The 17,545-nt window shown below is 67.3% G+C and carries 21 protein-coding genes; 5 read left to right on the forward strand and 16 right to left on the reverse strand.

The genetic code is table 11. The annotated features are described in order from the left end of the window. Positions 1-21: 21 nt before the first annotated feature. The 8 genes from ACR4XW_RS03785 to ACR4XW_RS03820 all read right to left on the reverse strand — a co-directional run bounded on the left by ACR4XW_RS03785 (position 22) and on the right by ACR4XW_RS03820 (position 6,134). Positions 22-150 carry a hypothetical protein gene (locus tag ACR4XW_RS03785; protein WP_434759168.1) on the reverse strand — a complete coding sequence of 43 codons (129 nt, stop codon included), beginning with the start codon at positions 148-150 and terminating at the stop codon, positions 22-24. 40 nt (positions 151-190) lie between these two features. Continuing rightward, positions 191-1,474, reverse strand: coding sequence for an adenylosuccinate synthase (locus ACR4XW_RS03790; protein WP_434759169.1), 1,284 nt, complete (start codon positions 1,472-1,474; stop codon positions 191-193). Positions 1,475-1,534: 60 nt separating this feature from the next. Beyond that, a complete protein-coding gene (locus tag ACR4XW_RS03795) occupies positions 1,535-1,981 on the reverse strand; it encodes a DUF3151 domain-containing protein (RefSeq protein ID WP_434759170.1) in 447 nt (148 codons plus the stop codon). Positions 1,982-2,055: 74 nt separating this feature from the next. After that, positions 2,056-3,075, reverse strand: a complete 1,020-nt coding sequence (fbaA, locus tag ACR4XW_RS03800) for a class II fructose-bisphosphate aldolase (protein WP_434759171.1) — start codon at positions 3,073-3,075, stop codon at positions 2,056-2,058. A 77-nt stretch (positions 3,076-3,152) separates the two neighbouring features. Continuing rightward, positions 3,153-3,680: a hypothetical protein gene (locus ACR4XW_RS03805; protein ID WP_434759172.1), complete on the reverse strand. Its 528-nt coding sequence runs from the start codon at positions 3,678-3,680 to the stop codon at positions 3,153-3,155. A 39-nt stretch (positions 3,681-3,719) separates the two neighbouring features. Then, positions 3,720-4,481: a GntR family transcriptional regulator gene (locus tag ACR4XW_RS03810; RefSeq protein ID WP_434759173.1), complete on the reverse strand. Its 762-nt coding sequence runs from the start codon at positions 4,479-4,481 to the stop codon at positions 3,720-3,722. A gap of 61 nt (positions 4,482-4,542) precedes the next feature. Continuing rightward, positions 4,543-5,181 carry a TrmH family RNA methyltransferase gene (locus ACR4XW_RS03815; protein WP_434759174.1) on the reverse strand — a complete coding sequence of 213 codons (639 nt, stop codon included), beginning with the start codon at positions 5,179-5,181 and terminating at the stop codon, positions 4,543-4,545. After that, complete coding sequence (locus ACR4XW_RS03820; protein ID WP_434759175.1) at positions 5,178-6,134, reverse strand: aldo/keto reductase; 957 nt, start codon at positions 6,132-6,134, stop codon at positions 5,178-5,180. Before ACR4XW_RS03820 ends, ACR4XW_RS03815 begins: the two co-directional genes overlap by 4 nt. Before the next feature lie 37 nt (positions 6,135-6,171). Between ACR4XW_RS03820 and ACR4XW_RS03825 the strand changes: the two genes are divergently transcribed. After that, a complete protein-coding gene (locus ACR4XW_RS03825) occupies positions 6,172-6,552 on the forward strand; it encodes a hypothetical protein (protein ID WP_434759176.1) in 381 nt (126 codons plus the stop codon). Positions 6,553-6,589: 37 nt separating this feature from the next. After that, a complete protein-coding gene (locus ACR4XW_RS03830; protein ID WP_434759177.1) occupies positions 6,590-7,213 on the forward strand; it encodes a hypothetical protein in 624 nt (207 codons plus the stop codon). On the opposite strand, the gene ACR4XW_RS03835 is transcribed toward ACR4XW_RS03830, so the two are convergent. Continuing rightward, the gene (locus tag ACR4XW_RS03835; RefSeq protein WP_434759178.1) at positions 7,167-8,381 is read right to left on the reverse strand and encodes a DUF418 domain-containing protein; all 1,215 of its coding nucleotides are present in this window, start codon (positions 8,379-8,381) and stop codon (positions 7,167-7,169) included. The genes ACR4XW_RS03830 and ACR4XW_RS03835 overlap by 47 nt on opposite strands. Positions 8,382-8,455: 74 nt before the next feature. Then, positions 8,456-9,289: a LemA family protein gene (locus ACR4XW_RS03840; protein ID WP_434759179.1), complete on the reverse strand. Its 834-nt coding sequence runs from the start codon at positions 9,287-9,289 to the stop codon at positions 8,456-8,458. 155 nt (positions 9,290-9,444) lie between these two features. On the opposite strand from ACR4XW_RS03840, the gene ACR4XW_RS03845 reads away from it, so the two are divergent. Beyond that, complete coding sequence (locus ACR4XW_RS03845; RefSeq protein WP_434759180.1) at positions 9,445-10,389, forward strand: ion transporter; 945 nt, start codon at positions 9,445-9,447, stop codon at positions 10,387-10,389. On the opposite strand, the gene pyrE is transcribed toward ACR4XW_RS03845, so the two are convergent. After that, the gene (gene pyrE, locus ACR4XW_RS03850) at positions 10,366-10,917 is read right to left on the reverse strand and encodes an orotate phosphoribosyltransferase (RefSeq protein ID WP_434759181.1); all 552 of its coding nucleotides are present in this window, start codon (positions 10,915-10,917) and stop codon (positions 10,366-10,368) included. The two genes, ACR4XW_RS03845 and pyrE, sit on opposite strands and share 24 nt — an antisense overlap. Positions 10,918-10,931: 14 nt before the next feature. Beyond that, a complete protein-coding gene (locus ACR4XW_RS03855) occupies positions 10,932-11,594 on the reverse strand; it encodes a class E sortase (protein WP_434759182.1) in 663 nt (220 codons plus the stop codon). Between the two features lie 51 nt (positions 11,595-11,645). Here ACR4XW_RS03855 and ACR4XW_RS03860 point away from each other — a divergent pair, with 51 nt between their 5' ends. Further along, on the forward strand, positions 11,646-12,449 hold the full coding sequence (locus ACR4XW_RS03860; protein WP_434759183.1) for a lysophospholipid acyltransferase family protein: 804 nt from the start codon (positions 11,646-11,648) through the stop codon (positions 12,447-12,449). Positions 12,450-12,456: 7 nt separating this feature from the next. Here the strand turns inward: ACR4XW_RS03860 and mptB are convergent, their stop codons facing one another. The 4 genes from mptB to groES form a co-directional block, all read right to left on the reverse strand. Further along, a complete protein-coding gene (gene mptB / locus ACR4XW_RS03865) occupies positions 12,457-13,944 on the reverse strand; it encodes a polyprenol phosphomannose-dependent alpha 1,6 mannosyltransferase MptB (protein WP_434759184.1) in 1,488 nt (495 codons plus the stop codon). Between the two features lie 33 nt (positions 13,945-13,977). Further along, a complete protein-coding gene (locus ACR4XW_RS03870; protein ID WP_434759185.1) occupies positions 13,978-14,760 on the reverse strand; it encodes an SDR family oxidoreductase in 783 nt (260 codons plus the stop codon). Positions 14,761-14,911: 151 nt separating this feature from the next. Beyond that, positions 14,912-16,513, reverse strand: a complete 1,602-nt coding sequence (gene groL / locus ACR4XW_RS03875) for a chaperonin GroEL (protein WP_434759186.1) — start codon at positions 16,511-16,513, stop codon at positions 14,912-14,914. A gap of 14 nt (positions 16,514-16,527) precedes the next feature. Next, the gene (groES, locus tag ACR4XW_RS03880; protein ID WP_434759187.1) at positions 16,528-16,824 is read right to left on the reverse strand and encodes a co-chaperone GroES; all 297 of its coding nucleotides are present in this window, start codon (positions 16,822-16,824) and stop codon (positions 16,528-16,530) included. Positions 16,825-17,021: 197 nt separating this feature from the next. On the opposite strand from groES, the gene ACR4XW_RS03885 reads away from it, so the two are divergent. Further along, the gene (locus tag ACR4XW_RS03885) at positions 17,022-17,441 is read left to right on the forward strand and encodes a cupin domain-containing protein (protein ID WP_434759188.1); all 420 of its coding nucleotides are present in this window, start codon (positions 17,022-17,024) and stop codon (positions 17,439-17,441) included. Positions 17,442-17,545: the final 104 nt, after the last annotated feature.

Below are 17,545 nucleotides of genomic sequence, written 5' to 3' on the forward strand. Positions count from 1 at the left end.
TGTGGCTCACAACCGGCAAGCCTAGGCCATCGCCCTGGCCGCCCGGAATCCGAACACCACCGAGGTCCCGATCGGAAACCCGCCGGACGGGTAGTAGGGGCCGGTGAAGACCGCCATCGAGTTGCCGGCCCCGGAGTAGGCGGTCCACATCGGTTGGTCGGAAAGCCCCGGATCCGGGTCGGCGCTCGGCTCAGAGCAGGTCGTGCAGCATGACCACTTCTTCGCGGTCGGGGCCGACGCCGATGCCGGAGATCCGGCAGTCGACGAGCTCTTCCAGGCGCCGGATGTAGGCCTGGGCGTTCTTCGGCAGGTCGGCGAAGGAACGTGCCGCGGAGATGTCCTCGGTCCAGCCGTCCAGGTACTCGTAGACCGGCTTGGCGTGGTGCACATCGGTCTGCGACCAGGGCAGCACGTCGGTGCGCTCCCCGTCGACGTCGTAGGCGACGCAGACCGGCAGCTTCTCCCAGCCGGACAGGATGTCGAGCTTGGTGATGAACAGGTCGGTCATCCCGTTGATCTTGGCGGCGGCCTCGACCACCAGGGCGTCGAACCAGCCGCATCGGCGGGGACGTCCGGTGGTGGTGCCGTACTCACCGCCGACATCGCGCAGCCGCTGGCCGTCGTCGTCGAACAGTTCGGTGGTGAACGGCCCCTCCCCCACCCGGGTGGTGTAGGCCTTGGCGATGCCGACGATCCGGTCGATCCGGGTCGGGCCCACCCCGGCACCGGTCGAGGCGCCGGCGGCGATCGGGTTGGACGAGGTGACGTAGGGGTAGGTGCCGTGGTCGACATCGAGGTGGTGGGCCTGGGCGCCCTCGAAGAGCACCACTTCACCACGGTCGAGGGCATCGTTGAGCACCCGCGGCACGTCCTTGACCATCGGACGGACCCGGTCGGCGAAGCCGAGCAGGTACTCGGTGGTCTCGTCGACGTTGATCTCGCGACGGTTGTACATCTTCACCAGCAGTTGGTTCTTCTGCTGCAGGGCGGCCTCGACCTTGGCGGCCAGGATGGTCTCGTCGAAGAGGTCCTGGATCCGCACCCCGATCCGGTTCACCTTGTCGGCGTAGGCGGGGCCCACGCCACGTCCGGTGGTGCCGATCTTGCGCTTGCCCAGGAACCGTTCGGTGACCTTGTCGATGGTCTGGTGGTAGGGCGCGATGATGTGCGCATTCGGCGAGACGAGCAGCTTGGAGGTGTCCACGCCGCGTTCGGTGAGTTCGTCGATCTCCTTGAACAGCACGCTCAGGTCGACCACCACACCGTTGCCGATCACCGGGGTGGCGCCCTGATTCAGGATGCCCGAGGGCAGCAGGTGCAGGGCATATCGTTCGTCTCCCACCACGATGGTGTGGCCGGCATTGTTGCCGCCGGAGTAGCGAACCACGTAGTCGACGCGGTCACCCAACTGGTCGGTTGCCTTGCCCTTGCCTTCGTCGCCCCACTGGGCGCCCACGACGATGATGCCTGGCATCTGCGGTCCTTCCGCGCTCGCTTCCCCGCGGCCTTCCGGCCCGGGGCGTACCGGCCCAGACTACTCGCGTTCGTCTCCGGCCAGTTCCTGCCAGGCAGTTTCGGACGAGTCGCGCAGGAATTGGGAGCAGCGTTCGGCCTCGTCGTCCTCACCGAGCCGGCGGGCGGCCACCGCCAGGGCCCACAGGGCGCGCAGGAAACCCCGGTTGGGTTCGTGCTCCCAGGGCACCTGCCCCGAGCCCTTCCAGCCGGCCCGGCGCAGCGAGTCGAGCCCGCGGTGGTAGCCGGTGCGGGCGTAGGCGTAGGCGGCCACGTCGCTGTCGAGCTTGCCGGCCTTCAGCGAGGCCTCGGCCAGCAGCGCCCAGCACAGGCTGGAGGTCGGATGGGCCCGCACCACGTCGTAGAACTTCTCCTTGCCGGCACCTGCCAGTTCGGCGACCGCCGGATCCTCGGGCAGTTTCGTCGCCGGGGCGGCATCGGCGAGCAGATTGTGATGCGTCTCGGTCATGCCCGCAGCCTAGCGCTGCCGGGCAGGCAAAAGGGGGACGACAACGCGTGCCGTCCCCCGTTGCCGAACCGGATTCAGCCGGCCTTACCGGCCGAGCGCAGTTCCTCGCAGGCCTGCACCACCCGGGCGGCCATTCCGGCCTCGGCCGACTTGCCCCAGGCGCGCGGGTCGTAGGTCTTCTTGTTGCCGACCTCGCCGTCGATCTTCAGCACCCCGTCGTAGTTCTTCATCATGTGTTCCACGACCGGACGGGTGAAGGCGTACTGGGTGTCGGTGTCGACGTTCATCTTCACCACGCCGTAGTCGACCGCGTCGCTGATCTCCTGCGGCGAGGAGCCGGAGCCGCCGTGGAAGACCAGGTCGAAGGGCTTGTCCTTGCCGTACTTGGCACCGACCGCGTCCTGGATTTCCTTCAGGACCTCCGGACGGAGCTTGACCGCGCCGGGCTTGTAGACGCCGTGCACGTTGCCGAAGGTCAGCGCGGCCATGTAGCGACCGTGCTCACCCAGGCCGAGGGCCTCGGCGGTGGCCATGCCGTCCTCGACGGTGGTGTAGAGCTTCTCGTTGATCTCGTTGGCGACGCCGTCCTCCTCGCCACCGACGACGCCGATCTCCACCTCGAGGATCTGCTTGGCCTCGGTGGTCTTCTTCAGCAGTTCCTGGGCGATCTGCAGGTTCTCCTTGAGCTCGACAGCCGAGCCGTCCCACATGTGCGACTGGAACAGCGGCAGACCGCCGTTGCGCACCCGCTCCAGGGAGATGTCGATCAGCGGGTTGACGAAGCTGTCCAGCTTGTTCTTGGGGCAGTGGTCGGTGTGCAGCGCGATGTTGATCGGGTAGTTCTTCGCGACCTCGTGGGCATACTCCGCCAAGGCCACCGCACCGGAGACCATGTTCTTGATGGTCGGGCCGGACAGGTACTCGCCGCCACCGGTCGAGACCTGGATGATGCCATCGGAGCCGGCTTCGGCGAACCCGGCCAGCGCGGCATTCAGCGTCTGGGACGACGAGACGTTGATCGCGGGGTAGGCGAAGGCATTGGCCTTGGCCCGGTCCAGCATCTCGGCGTAAACCTCGGGGGTTGCGATGGGCATGTGTGGGACCTTTCAGTCAGGTGAGTCTTACCCGCTCAGTTTCTCACCCCACCTCCCGGCGCCGACGCCGGGGTACCTCAGTGGTCAATACCAGACAGGTCGATCGATCCGACCCCGCCGGAGTACACCCGAACGGCCGAGTCGACGGTGGCCGGAAAGTTCGCCAAGTGCTCCACGCCCAGCACGATCGGCGGGCCCTCGTACGGGGTGATCACGTACTCCGGCCCGCGCAAGCGCCGGTCGCGGGTGGTGAAGGATTTCAGTTCCGCCCAGTCCACCCGCCGCCCGCCGGCGTGCAGACCCTCCCGGTCGATCACGATCGCCGGCCCGGGCTGAACCCGTTGGAAGTCCTGTCGTGCGATCAGGTACAGCACCACCGACACCGCGATGCTGATCAGGCTGATGCCGACGAAGATTGCGGAGAAGACCCGTACCGAGCCCTCTTCGATCAGGTCGCGTTGCAGCAGCATCAGCACACCCAGGAAGACCAGGGTGAAGACCAGGGAGATGATCGACGACCGGATTCCCTTGCGCCGGGCCTGCAAGCGGGCACGCACCAGCGCATCGGTGTGTTCGAACACCAAGTAGTCAACACCGGGCTGCATGTCGCCCATGGTAACGCCGTCGGCGTCAGCCCCACGAGCTCAGCCCAACGCGCCCCGCGGCGTGACGGCCATGTGGATGCGGTAGCGGTCACCGCGATACCAGGAGGTGGAGAACTCGATCACCTGATCGCCGGCCCGGGTCACCCGCTCCTGCACCAGCAGCGGCGCGCGGCGCGGCACCCCGAGGATCCGGGCGTGGTTGTGGTCGGCGGCATCGGCCCGCACGATCTGTTCACCGCTGGTGGCGACCACCCCGTAGACGGTGGCGAACACGTCGTAGAGAGCGCCGAGTTCGCGTTCCAGCAGGCCCGGGAAGAGCTTGGCCGGGTAGAAGCCGATCTCGTGGGCCATCGGGGTGCCGTCGGCCAGCCGCAGCCGGTCGACCCGAATCACCATCTGCCCGGTCGCCACCCCGAGCCGCTCGGCGACATCGGCCGGGGCCCCGACCTCGGCGGCCGAGAGCACCTTGGTGGCCGGGGACAGCCCACGGGCCCGCATCTCGCGGGAGAACGAGGTCAGGTGCAACCGGGAGTTGACCTGGGGGCCGGTGACATAGGTGCCCTTGCCCTGGATCCGTTCCAGCCGTCCCGATTCGACCAGGTCGGCGATCGCCTGGCGCACCGTCACCCGGCTCACGCCGAGGTCGTTGACCAGGGCACGTTCGGACGGGATCGCGTCACCAGGGCCGATCTCGGTGGCGATCATCTCCTCCAACAGTGCCCGCACCTGGGCGCGTTTGGTGGGCACGCGTTCGGGGTTGCCGAGGAGTTCGGGGTCTCCCCCGGCCTGCTGCTGCGCCACTGCCCGTCCCTTCCCCTGGGATATCTCCGAGCCAAGTATGGCCAACCCCGTTGCGGGCCCCTCACCGGGCCCAGCGGACGGCCCAGTGGTACATCGCGATCGCCGCCGCGGCACCCGCGTTGATCGACCGGGTGGAGCCGTACTGGCTGATCGCGACAATGCTCGCGCAGGCCCGTTGCACCTCCGCGGTCAGCCCCGGGCCCTCCGCCCCGAAGATCAGGCAGCACGATTGCGGCAGTTCGGTCTGTTCCAGGGGTACCGAGCCGGGCACATTGTCCACCCCGATCAGGGTGATCTCGCGCTCGGTCAGCCACGCCACGAAGGCGTCCACGTCGTGATGATGGTGCACGTGCAGGTAGCGGTCGGTGACCATCGCCCCGCGCCGGTTCCACCGACGCCGGCCCAGAATGTGCACCCCGGCCACGTTGAAGGCATTGGCGGTGCGCACGATCGAGCCGATGTTGAAGTCGTGCTCCCAGTTCTGGATCGCCACGTGCAGACCGTGCCGACGCCGATCCAGGTCGGCCACGATCGCCTCGACCGTCCAGTAGCGGTAGCGGTCGATCACATTGCGACGATCCCCGTGAGCCAGCAGTTCGGGGTCGTAGCGCGGGTCGGTGGGCGGCACCCCGGGCCAGGGCCCTACCCCGACCTCGCCTTGATCGGGCTCCGGTGTCGCCGGTTCGGCGTGGTCGTTCACTGCCCGCCGGTGAGTTCCATGATGTCGGTCAGTTCCTCCCCGGACGGCACCCACAGACCCGCCGCAACATTGCCGGTGATCTGCTCCACCTTGGTGGCACCGGCAATCACCGAGGCCACCGTCGGCATCGCGGCCAGCCCGCCCATCGCCACCTGCAGCAGGGAGAGGTCGCGCTCGTCGGCCCACCGGGACAGGGCCTCGATGGTGTCGAAATCGGCAGCGTCCAGCGCGTTGCCCTTGGCCAGCCGGGTGCCGTCGGGTGCGGGCTTGCCACGCTCGTACTTGCCGGTCAGCAACCCCGAGGCCAACGGGAAGAAGGGCAACAACCCGGCCCCAATGTGCTCCAGGGCGGGAACCACTTCGTTCTCGACCCCGCGCTTCAGCCAGGAGTACTCGTTCTGCGCCGAGATGAACGGTTCCAGGTCGCGGCTGCGAGCCGCCCAGTCGGCGTCCACGATCTGCCAGCCGCTGAAGTTGGACGAGCCGAGGTAGCGCACCTTGCCCTCGCGCACCAGATCGTCCAGTACCGCCAGAGTTTCCTCGATCGGGGTGTACGGGTCGGGTTTGTGCATCTGGTACAGGTCGATGTAGTCGGTGTCGAGTCGGCGCAGGCTGGCCTCGACGGCCTTGCGGACGTAGCGGCGCGATCCGCGCACACCCCAGTCGGGTCCGTTCGCCCCACCCATATCCATGCCGAACTTGGTCGCCACGATCACATCGTCACGACGCGAGCCGAGGGCCTTGCCCAACAGACGTTCGGATTCTCCGCCGGAGTAGATGTCGGCGGTGTCGAACAGGGTGATGCCGGCATCGAGTGCCGCACCCACCACCGCGTCCACCGCCGCGGAGTCCATCCGGGCACCGAAGTTGTTGGTGCCCAGGCCGACGGTGGACACCGTCAGGCCGGAGGTGCCGAGTTGCTGATAGGTCATGTCTTGGGTCGCCGCTGTCATGCTCGTCACTGTAGCCGCGCCGTGCGACACTTGTCGGGTGAGCCAGCCCGACCTGCCCGAGCGCCCTGCGCGATCGGAAGCCGACTTCGATCGGGAGGACATTCAGGCCCTGATCGAAACCCGTCGCGAACTCGGCGCGGAGATGGAACCGGCCCTGATCGATTCCTTCGTGACCCGAATCGAAGAGGCCGCCGAGCAGCGCGCCCGGGCCCAGTACGAGATCGAACTGCGCCGCAGCTCCGCGATCAACAAGGCCCGTCATGCACAGTTGGCCCTGGCGATCGTCTCCCTGGCGTTGGCAATTCCACTCACCGCGATCGGGGCGGATTCGCTCGGCATGTACGGCCTGGTGTTCACCTGGGCCGGCATCGTGGCGGTCAATTTCGCGATGGCTCTGCGCCGCCCACCGCAACCCTGAGCTTTCGTCCGGCCCCGCACCCGGCGATGATGTCGCCATGCGGTTCTATGCGCGGTTCTCCTGGCGGCTGATCGGACAAGTGGTCGGTGACCTCTTCGTACTCGTCTGGCTGTGGGCCTGGTGGCTGACCGGACGGGCGATCGACGAGGTGATCCGGGTACTGGCCGAACCGGCCCGGCGCACCCAGCAATTGGCCGGCGATCTGCAGCGACAGAGCAACGAGGCGGCCAACCAGGCCGAACAGGTGCCGGTGGTCGGGGAACACCTCGGCAAACCGTTCAACGAGATGGCCGAGACCATCGGCCAACTGGCCACCTCGGCCGGTGAGCAGGTCGACCAGATCGAGTTCGTCGCCTCGGTCACCGGCTGGGTGGTGTTTCTGATTCCCGCCCTGTTGGCGCTGCTGATCTGGCTGCCGCGGCGGATCGCCTTCGCCACCCGCACCCGCGAGGTACTGACCCTGGCCGGCACCCCGTCGGGAACCGATCTGCTGGCCCTGCGGGCCCTGGCGAATCAGCCGCTGGCCACTCTGCGCACGGTCTCGGACGACCCGGTCGCCGATTGGCGTGCCGGGGACGAACAGGTCACCGGTCGGCTGGCCGAACTGGAGTTGATCAGTGCCGGGGTGAACCCGCCGAAACAGCGGAGCGTCGGCCGTTGATCATCCACCGGTGCAGGGTTTCGGCCGGGCCGCGTTTACCCGCCCGGGCCAGCAGCCAGGCCCCGATCAGGGACACGAACCAGACCCCGGCGGCGAGCAGGGAGCCGGTGGCGATCCCGAGCCGTCCGGCCAAGCCGAGGGTGACCGGCGGCAGCAGCGCGAAGAACACCACCGACTGGAAGAGATAGCCGCTCAGCGAACGTGCGCCGAGAGCCTGCAGCATCTGCACCGGTAACGGGATCGGCCGCGTCGGCCCGCCTGCGCGGGGCTGCCAACGGCGACAGGCCAGGGTGATCAGCGCGATCGTGGCCAGACCACCGGGCAGGCCGGTGATCAGCGACAGGCCGATCGGTGACATCAGCCACGGCTGCTCCCCCAGCACCCCCATCGTCATCAGACCCACCGGCAACCCGCCGAGGATCGACACCGCAATACCGCCGTAGCCGATGATCCGCAGCAGGCGCAGGTGTTGGTCCGGGTCGTTCAGCAGCCAGCGTCGGCCGGCCACGAAGCCGATCAGCATCACCGGGGCGAAGGTGATGCCCTGAAAGAGGAATCCGCCCAATGCGGTGCCGAACAGGGCGAGCAGCCCGGTCAGCAGCTTCATCGGGTAACTGCTCTCGACCAGACTGAAGGCGGAGTCGTTGGTGATCGCGTCGTTGATCATCGTCAGCGCCTCGGGGTACGAGGCCCGGAGCCACAGTTCGCCGGCGAAGAGAGCCAACACCCCGGCGGCGACCACCGCGTAAATGATGATCGCCAGGCGCAACAGGGTCTTGTCGGACGTGCGCAGGAAGAGCAGGGCGATCATGGAGGCGATCAGGCCGTAGGCGACCAGCACATCGCCGACGAAGATGAAGACCATGTGCACCGCACCGATCGCGGCCAACATCAGGTAGCGCTTCAGCAGCCGCCCGCGGGCTTGGCCGAAGGGAGTGCCGCGCCGGGCGTCCCGGGTCAACAACAGGCCCAGGCCGTAGGTGAGCAGGGCCGAGAACATCGGCAGGCCGCGCTGGTGGACGAACATCGCGTTGAACACCCCGACCACCACATCGGCGGTGTTCTGCGGGACGGCTCCGAAGGGCCCGGCCGGGCCGCCGCCGAACATCAACCAGGCGACGGTCACATTGGCGATGGCGATGCCCAACAGCACCAAGCCCCGGCTCACGTCCGGGGCGAGGATGCGGTTCTCTGGGACAGCGGCCGGCGGAGCGGACTGCTCCACCGGCTGCGGTTGATCACTCACTGCTGGGGCGGCTGATAGCCCTGGCCGTACTGCTGCTGACCGTACTGCTGCTGGCCGTACTGCTGTTGGCCGTACTGCTGCTGCGGATTCGGCTGCTCGGAGTACTGGGGGTCGGCGTACTGGGGCTGCTGGACGGGCTGCCCGGGCTGCTGCACACCCGGCTGCGGAAAGCCGCCGGTGGACTGCTGCTGCGGCAACGCGGCGGGCTGATCGCTCGTGGTTTCGCCGGGACGGTAGGCGAGCTCACCGAAGTTGACCCCGGGGGCCTGCCGCACGGCCTGGTCGCGCACCTCGAAGTAGGTGGCCTTCTCGAACTTGAACATGTTCGCGATGATGTTCGAGGGCACCGACTCGACCTTGGTGTTGTAGTTGCGCACGTTGGCGTTGTAGAAGCGTCGGCCGGCCGCGATCCGGTCTTCGGTCTCGGTGAGTTGCTTCTGCAGTTCCAGGAAGTTCACATTGCTGCGCAGTTGCGGGTAGGCCTCCACGCTCACCATCAGGTTGCGCACGGCACCGGAGAGCTGACCTTCGATGTCGGCCCGCTGCTGGCTGGGCATCGACTCGCCCTGATGGGCCATCGAGGCGGCCTGATTGCGCAACCGGGTGATGTCCTCGAGGGTGTTGCGCTCATGGGCGGCAACCGCACGGACGGTTTCGACCAGGTTGGGAATCAACTCGTAGCGCCGGTTCAGTTCCACATCGATCTGGCGCCAGGACTCCTGAATCAGGTTGCGGGCCTTGACGAACCCGTTGTACATCGACAGCGCCGCAATGCCGAAGATCAGTACCAGGACGACCAGAATGACGAGAATGATTCCGAAGGCTTCCATCAGGCTCCTCAGCTACGGGTTCGGGTGGTGCTGGATGTCCAGCCTAACCAGTCGGGCGAAAGGGTAGCGGCCGATCGGTCCGGATGGCAGCCGAGTGGCGATATCACCATTACCATGCAGGCTAGCCAACCGTCTGCCCCCGAGGATCACACGTCATGTCCCAGCCCTCCACTCGTCCCGGCTTTCAGCAAGTGACGATGCGCATCGTCGACGAACGGTGGTGGAGCCACCTGGTGACCGCGGTGATCATCCTCAACGCGCTCACGATCGCCGTCAGCACCTACCCGGTTCCGCCGCGGGTGCTGCGCTGGCTGGAGGTGGTCGACGCGGTCTGCATGGGTTTCTTCGTCTTCGAGTTGCTGGTGCGGTTGGCGGCGGTGAAGTTCAACCCGCGGAGGTTCTTCACCAACGGCTGGAACATCTTCGACTTCATCGTGATCATCGCCGGCCTGACCCCGTGGATCAGCTCCAACACCACCGCCCTGCGTGTGGTGCGACTGCTGCGGGTGAGCCGCCTGCTGCGGCTGATGCCGGACGTGAAGGTGCTGCTGAACGGCCTGCGCAAGGCCGCCGGCCCGGCCTTCAGCCTGTTGATGCTGACCCTGCTGTACGTGTACCTGTACGCGGTGATCGGCTGGATGATGTTCAGCGGACGGGTCACCGACCCGGAGATGCCGAAGTACTTCGACAACATCGGCGAGGCGATGCTAACCCTGTTCGAGCTGCTCACCCTGGAGGGCTGGAACGAAACGATGCGCAACCTGCGTGATCTGCACCCGCTGTCGCTGCCCTACGTGATCAGCTTCGTGGTCTTCGGCACCTACATCGTGGTCAACCTGGTGGTCGGCATCATCATCAACAGCCTGGACGGGGCCTACGAGGAACGGAAGTACGCCGAGATGGTCGCCACCGTGAAGGAGCACGGTGACACCCCGGAGAAGACCCTCTACGAGATCAAGGAACTGATGGCCAAGCTCGAGGCGCAGGTGATGGTCGACCTACCGGAGGACGAACAGCCGGCGGCGGCCCCCGACCACCACTCGACCCCGGACCCCGCGGCGGTCCCCGACGAGGCCTCAGCCCCCGGGAGTGAGACCTAGGTCTTCGGCGGTCACCGCCCAGCGGTATTCCAGCCCGGCCTCGGCGATCTTCTCCCTCGCCCCGGTGTCGCGGTCGACCACCGAGGCAACCCCGACGATCTCGGCCCCGGCCTCGCGCAGGGCCTCGACCGCGGTCAGTGCCGAACCGCCGGTGGTGGAGGTGTCCTCGACCACCAGCACCCGCCGTCCGGCCACCTCGCTGCCCTCGATCCGCCGCTGCAGGCCGTGGGCCTTACCGGCCTTGCGCACCACGAAGGCGTCCAGTCGCTCGCCGGCGGCGGCCGCCGCGTGCAGCATCGCCCCGGCCACCGGGTCGGCGCCGAGGGTGAGCCCGCCGACGGCCTCGATATTCCAATCGGTGACCAGCTCGCGCATCACCCGGCCGACCAGGGGTGCGGCCCGACCGTCCAGGGTGACCCGGCGCATGTCGATGTAGTAGTCGGCCTCCCGGCCCGACGACAGGGTCACCCGGCCGTGCACCACGGCCAGGTCGCGGATCATTTCGATCAGGTCTTCGCGGTCGCTCATGGCCGCCAGCGTAGCTACTTGGGTTGGGTGCTGATCAGGTGCCCGAAGGCCACCGAACGGTCGGCGGAGCGGAACAGGTCCTGAGCGGTGGTCAGGGTGATGATCGCCTCGGTGGGTTCCTGGTCGGGTTTGCCCGGCACCGGGAACAACACCCAGGAGTCGGCGTCCTGCACGGTCAGATCCTTCGGGGCGGTGTCGATCGCATAGGTGTGCACCGCGTCCTTGGTCTCGACGATCACCTCGTCGCCCGGCTCGAGGTCCAGCAGCCGCCGGAAGGGCTCACCCCGGGTGACCCGGTGCCCGGCCAGGGCGAGGTTGCCGATCTCGCCCGGGTTCACCGCCGTCGGGTACATCCCGACGCCCCGTTTCAGGGTGTCGGTGTCGGTGCCACGCAGGATCGGCACTTCGTAGTCGTCGCCGAAGGCCGGAACCCGCAGCAGCGCCACTGCCCCACCCTCGGTGACCGGTTGTTCTTCGGCCCCGTCCCATTTCTGGCGCAGTTCGCCGATCTCCCGGTCGAAGCTCTGCCGCGCGGTGATGTTGCTGCCGAAGTACTGCCAGACCAGCCAGCCGACCGCGATCAGTGCCCCGATCAGCAGCAGGATGCCGAAGACACCCAGGACGGACGGCCGACGCCGCTTGGTACGGGTTCGCGTTTTCGTGCTGCGGCTGGCCATGGGGTTCATTGTGCCAAGATTGGTCACAACCGCCGATGAGAGGCAGGCGTGGTGAAATTCAGGCCGAACGATCGGGTCTATCGGCTCATCGTCCGCTGCGGGCAACTGTTGATTCGGCTCTTCCGGGTGCCGATGCGGGTCACCGGCGTTGAGAATCTGCCGCCGGTCACGGTGCGCCGGGGCCGGCACGTGGTGCAGCCCGGTCGGGGTGCGGTGGTGGCGATCAATCATTTCGGGCTGGTCGATTTCGTTTTCGCCGAGGCCGCACTGTTCCGGTACACCCGAGCCCATTCCCGGTTCATGATCACCAAGAAGCGCGCGAGTGGTGCCTTCATGGAAGCGATCTGCCAGTTGTGCAACCACGTGGTGGTCGATCGGTCCCGCGGAGATGCGGCCTACCGGGAGGCGGTCGCCAAGCTGCGCGACGGGGAATACCTGGCGCTGTTCGCCGAGGGCAGCACCAACCTGAGCTTTCAGCTCCGTCCGCTGAAGACCGGTTCGGTGCGGATGGCGGCCGAGACCGGTGCGCCGATCATTCCGGTATCGGTGTTCGGGGCGCATCGAATCCTGACCCGGGGCAGGCGGGCGAGTTTCCGGTCGGCCTGGCGCACCCCGGTACATGTGCATTTTTCCGAACCCATCACGGTGTCGCCGGACGAGGACGTCCGGGTTGCCTCGGAGCGGCTGCGCGAGGCCCTGCAGGCCGGTATCGACCGCGGTATCGCGGAGTACCCCGAGCCGCTGCCAGCGGGGGCCTGGTGGGTGCCGGCGGCCCTGGGTGGTGGGGCACGCACGGTCGAGGAGGAGCTCGAGGTGTACCACCAAGAGCGGTCCCGCTACGGCGAGACGGGCTAGCAGCCTCTCAGCCGATCGGCGGTGCGGCGCCGACCAGGCCGACCCAGATGTACTCGGCGATCACCAGGTAGACCAGCGAGAACAGGCTGAAGGCGAAAACGCCCCTGGCGGCTCGTCGGCCGGCCCCGGAGGCGGCCAGGATCGCCACCGGCCAGACCAGGTACCAGCCGTGGATCATCACCCCGGTGAGGACGAAGGCCGCGAGCGTCCAGCCCAGGAAGGCGACCGGTTGGGACGGTAGGTAGCGCTTGATCGCGACCACGAACAGGGCCAGGAAGACCACCGCCGAGATCAAGGACACCGCCGTGGCCACCGGCCACCGGGCCTCACCCATGATGTGGGCCACCCAGGAGCCGGCTTCGGTGAGCAGGAAACGTGGAGCCCACGACGCGTTGCTGCCGGGCAGGGAGAGGGCACCGGTCCAGCCCCACCCGAGCCCGGTGGCCCAGGTGATCGCGACGAACACCGCTCCCCCGATCAGGGCCGACAGGCCCAGGGATCCGGCGGCGCGACGCACCAGCAGCCGCCACGACCGTTCCTGCGGGTTGCGTGGCCGCACCGCCAACAGGCCGACGGCCAGCCCACCGAAGACGGCAGGTTGTTTGAAGGCCGTGGCCAGACCCACCAGGGCGGCGGCCAGCCACAGGTACCGGGGCGGGCCGGCAGCCACCCACAGCGCCAGGATCAACACCCCGATCATCATCGCGTCGTTGTGCGCGCCGCCGACGCAGTGCACCACCACCATCGGGTTGATCACGCCCAGCCAGGACGCCCGCACCGGGTCGGCGCCCAACCGCACCGCCAGCTTCGGCACGAAGATCACCACCAGGGCGGTGCCGGCGATCGCCGGGATTCGGTTGGCGATCGCACCCCAATAGGGGTCGAACCCGGCCAGAGCGGCCATCAGGTGATGGGTCACCAGCGACAACGGCGCGTAGGGCGAGGTGGCACCGCGCCAGGCCGGGGCCACCCATTCGACGCTGGGTCCGCCGGCCGTCGCCATGCCGGCCTCGTAGGGGTTGAGGCCACGATGCTGAATCCAGCCCAGGTCGGCATACAGGTAGGCATCGGTGGAATAGGCCGGTGGGGCCAGCAGGAAGGGCAACGACCAGAGCACCACCACCATCCAGGCCGTCACACCCTGCCCGGCCGGGCCCATACTCGCCCGTACCGCGGCCCGGCTCAACGGGGAGGCCTCACCGGCCGCATCGAAGTCGGGAGGGCGCAGCAGCCACCAGGCCAGCAGCAGGCAGACCAGCCCGGCCAGAATCAGCGCCGCGGCCAGGGGTGCGGGCAGGTAGGGGTCCAGTGCTGCCGGTACCGGCAGCTCGCGCAGCGGCAGGTGCGGGGGCATCAGCGAGGGGGCGAACATCGCCACCGCGGTGATCAGTGCCCCGAAGAATCCGAGCCAGGTGCCGGGTGCGCGCACGGTGCGGCCCAGATCGGCAACAACACCTGCGGCCGCACGGTCGGCAACAACGCGAGCTTCGGACACGGGGTGTCAGCCTACCCCCAGGGGTGGGCAGGCTCAGGTGTGAAACTCCCCACAGCTCACCTCGAGGGTCTGCTTGGTGATCGCGTGGGCCAATGGGGAGCACAGGAAGAGTCCGGCGTCGGCGATGTCGTCCGGCATCGGGAAACGACGCAGGTCGATCGTCGCCAGAATCTCCTCTTCGATCTGCTCCCGGGAGACCCCGCGCGCCTGGGACATCTTGTCGAAGGCACGCTCCAGGGTGTGGCCGCCGATCCAGCCCGGGGCGATGGAGTTCACCCGTACTCCGCGGGGCCCGAGTTCGGTCGCCAGGTTCTGGGCGGCGGCCTCCAGGGCGGCCTTGGCGATGCGGTAGGGGCCGTAGCCCACCCGGGTGTGCCGAATCACCACCGAGTTCACGAACAGCACCGAGCCCTGGGATTCGATCAGCGCCGGGGTGAAGGCGCTGGTGACCCGCAGGCTGCCGTAGAGCGTGACGTCGATGCTCTTGCGGGTGGCTTCCTCGTCCATATTGGTCAGCCCGCTCATCGGGGGCATCACGAAGGCGTTGTTGATCACCGCATCCACCCGGCCGAACTCGTCCAGGGTGGCCCGGACGAGGTTCTGCACATCGTCGGGGTTGGTGATGTCGGTGCGCACCGCCAGCGCCTTGCCACCGGCTTCGTTCAGCTTGGCCGACAGTTCGTCCAGGTTCTCCTGGGTGCGCGAGGCCAGCACCACACCGGCCGCACCGTGATCGGCCGCCCGCCGGGCCAGTGCCTGACCCAGTCCGGGTCCGATTCCCGAAACCACCACAACCTTGTCGTCGAGCATGCCCATGCCAAACCTCCTGAATACAAAATTTTGTTGGCAGTCTGGCATGCGACCGGGCGACCCGTCCGGGCTCGAACCCACTGACCGGGCAGGCCCCGGCCGAACGCAACGATGCCCCCGCCGCGAGGGCAGGGGCATCGTTGTCGGGTCGTGGAGGTCAGTGGGCGTGGCCCGCTTCGTCCTCGTCCTCTTCGGGCTTCTCGACCACCAGGGTCTCGGTGGTGATCAGCAGCGAAGCGATCGACACCGCATTGGCCAGGGCCGAGCGGGTGACCTTCACCGGGTCGATGACACCGGCGGCGAGCAGGTCGACGTACTCGTCGGTGGCGGCGTTATAGCCGTGGCCCGGCTCCATCTCCGACACCTTGGAGACGATCACGTAGCCCTGTTCGCCCGCATTCTCGGCGATCCAGCGCAGCGGCTCGACGATCGACTTGCGCACGATCTGCACACCGGCAGCCTCGTCACCGCTCAGGTTCAGCTCGTCCAGCGAACGGCCGGCCTGCACCAGGGCGGAGCCGCCGCCGGCGACGATGCCCTCCTCGATGGCCGCGCGGGTGGCCGACACGGCGTCCTCGATGCGGTGCTTCTTCTCCTTCAGCTCCACCTCGGTGGCGGCGCCGACCTTGATCACGCAGACGCCACCGGCGAGCTTGGCAACCCGCTCCTGCAGCTTCTCGCGGTCCCAGTCGGAGTCGGTGCGCTCGATCTCGGCACGCAACTGAGCAACGCGGGCCTCGACATCGGAGTGCTCACCGGCGCCGTCGACGATGGTGGTGGCGTCCTTGGTGACGACGATGCGACGGGCGCGGCCGAGCACCTCCAGACCCACCTGGTCGAGCTTCAGGCCGACCTCGGGGGCGACGACCTGACCACCGGTCAGGATCGCGATGTCCTCGAGCATGGCCTTGCGGCGGTCACCGAAGGCCGGGGCCTTGACGGCCACGGAGGTGAAGGTGCCACGGATCTTGTTGACCACCAGGGTCGACAGGGCTTCGCCGTCGACGTCCTCGGCCACGATGAACAGGGTGCCGGAAGCACCGATGACCTTCTCCAGCAGCGGCAGCAGGTCGTTCATCGACGAGATCTTGCCCGAGTGGATCAGGATGTAGGGGTCGTCCAGGACGGCTTCCATCCGATCGGCGTCGGTCACGAAGTACGGCGACAGGTAGCCCTTGTCGAACTGCATGCCCTCGGTGAACTCGAGTTCGGTGCCGAAGGTCTGCGACTCGTCGACGGTGATCACGCCATCCTTGCCGACCTTGTCGAAGGCATCGGCGATCAGCTCGCCGATCTGCTCGTCGCGGGCGGAGATGGTGGCCACGTTCGCCATGTCGGCGGTGGTCTCGATCTCTCGGGCGTCGGTGCGCAAGCGCTCGACGACCACCTCGAGGGCCTTGTCCATGCCGCGCTTCAGGCCGACCGGGTTGGCACCCGAGGCCACGGCGCGCAGGCCTTCGTGCACCAGTGCCTGAGCCAGCACGGTGGCGGTGGTGGTGCCGTCACCGGCGACATCGTTGGTCTTGGTGGCGACTTCCTTGGCGAGCTGGGCGCCCAGGTTTTCGTAGGGATCGGTGAGCTCCACATCACGGGCAACGGTCACGCCGTCGTTGGTGATGGTCGGGGCTCCCCACTTCTTGTCGAGGACGACGTAGCGACCCTTGGGGCCGAGCGTCACCTTGACGGTGTTGGCGAGGGTGTCGACGCCACGCTCGAGCGAGCGGCGCGCATCCTCGTCGAATTGGAGAATCTTGGGCATGGGTTACCTCTGCCTCACTTGGTGACGACGGCGAGAATGTCGCGCGCGTTCAGCAGGAGCAGGTCCTTGCCGTCGTAGCGCACCTCGGTACCGCCGTACTTGCTGAAGATGACGGTGTCGCCCTCGGCGACGTCCATCGGAACCCGCTGCCCCTTGTCGTCGACGCGTCCGGGGCCGGTGGCGAGCACCTTGCCCTCCTGCGGCTTCTCCTTGGCGGTATCGGGAATGACCAGTCCGGAAGCGGTGGTCTGCTCGGCTTCCAACGGCTGAACGAGGACGCGGTCCTCGAGCGGCTTGATCGTGACTGCCACGTCAAACCCCTTTCACATGTGTGGTGTTCGGTTCAAGGTGGCGCGGGGCGTCGTCGCGGGTGCCGTCCCGGGCCTGGCACACTCCCGAGGAGAGTGCTAAGGACGACTCTAGGAGCCGATTAGCACTCGGTCAACTTGAGTGCCAAAGATTTCTGTCCGGATAGGCTGGCGGTATCACCGAGAACGAGGAGGTAACCATGGCCGATCAGGGACCGAACCCCTATGTCGTGGACATCGAGAAGGCGACCCTGGACAACCCGCACTTTCGCGACACCCTGTGGACCGGCAAGTACCTGCAGATGACCGTGATGACGATTCAGCCCGGTGGTGAGGTCGGTGGCGAGATCCATGACGACCACGACCAGTTCATTCGGGTTGAGGCGGGCACGGCCCGTGTGGTGATGGGTCCCTCGAAGGAGGAGATCACCTTCGACGAGCAGATCGGCGATGACTGGGTCGCGCTGATCCCGGCCGGCAAGTACCACAACATCCTCAACGTGGGCAACGATGAGCTGAAGCTCTACTCGCTGTACGCCCCGCCGGAGCACAACCACGGCACCCAGCATCACACCCACGAGGACGCCGTGAACGACCCGCAAGAGACCGATCTGGTCTGATGTGCGCATGATCGTGTGACATGTTGGGCACCCTGTGCACAACATGTCACACGATCTTTTACACAGGGGCTGCACAGCTCGGGAAGTTCGGGTGATTCCGGCCC

This window comes from Pseudenemella bisphenolivorans, from assembly GCF_051133435.1.
Taxonomy (GTDB): Bacteria; Actinomycetota; Actinomycetes; order Propionibacteriales; family Propionibacteriaceae; genus JAAYAO01.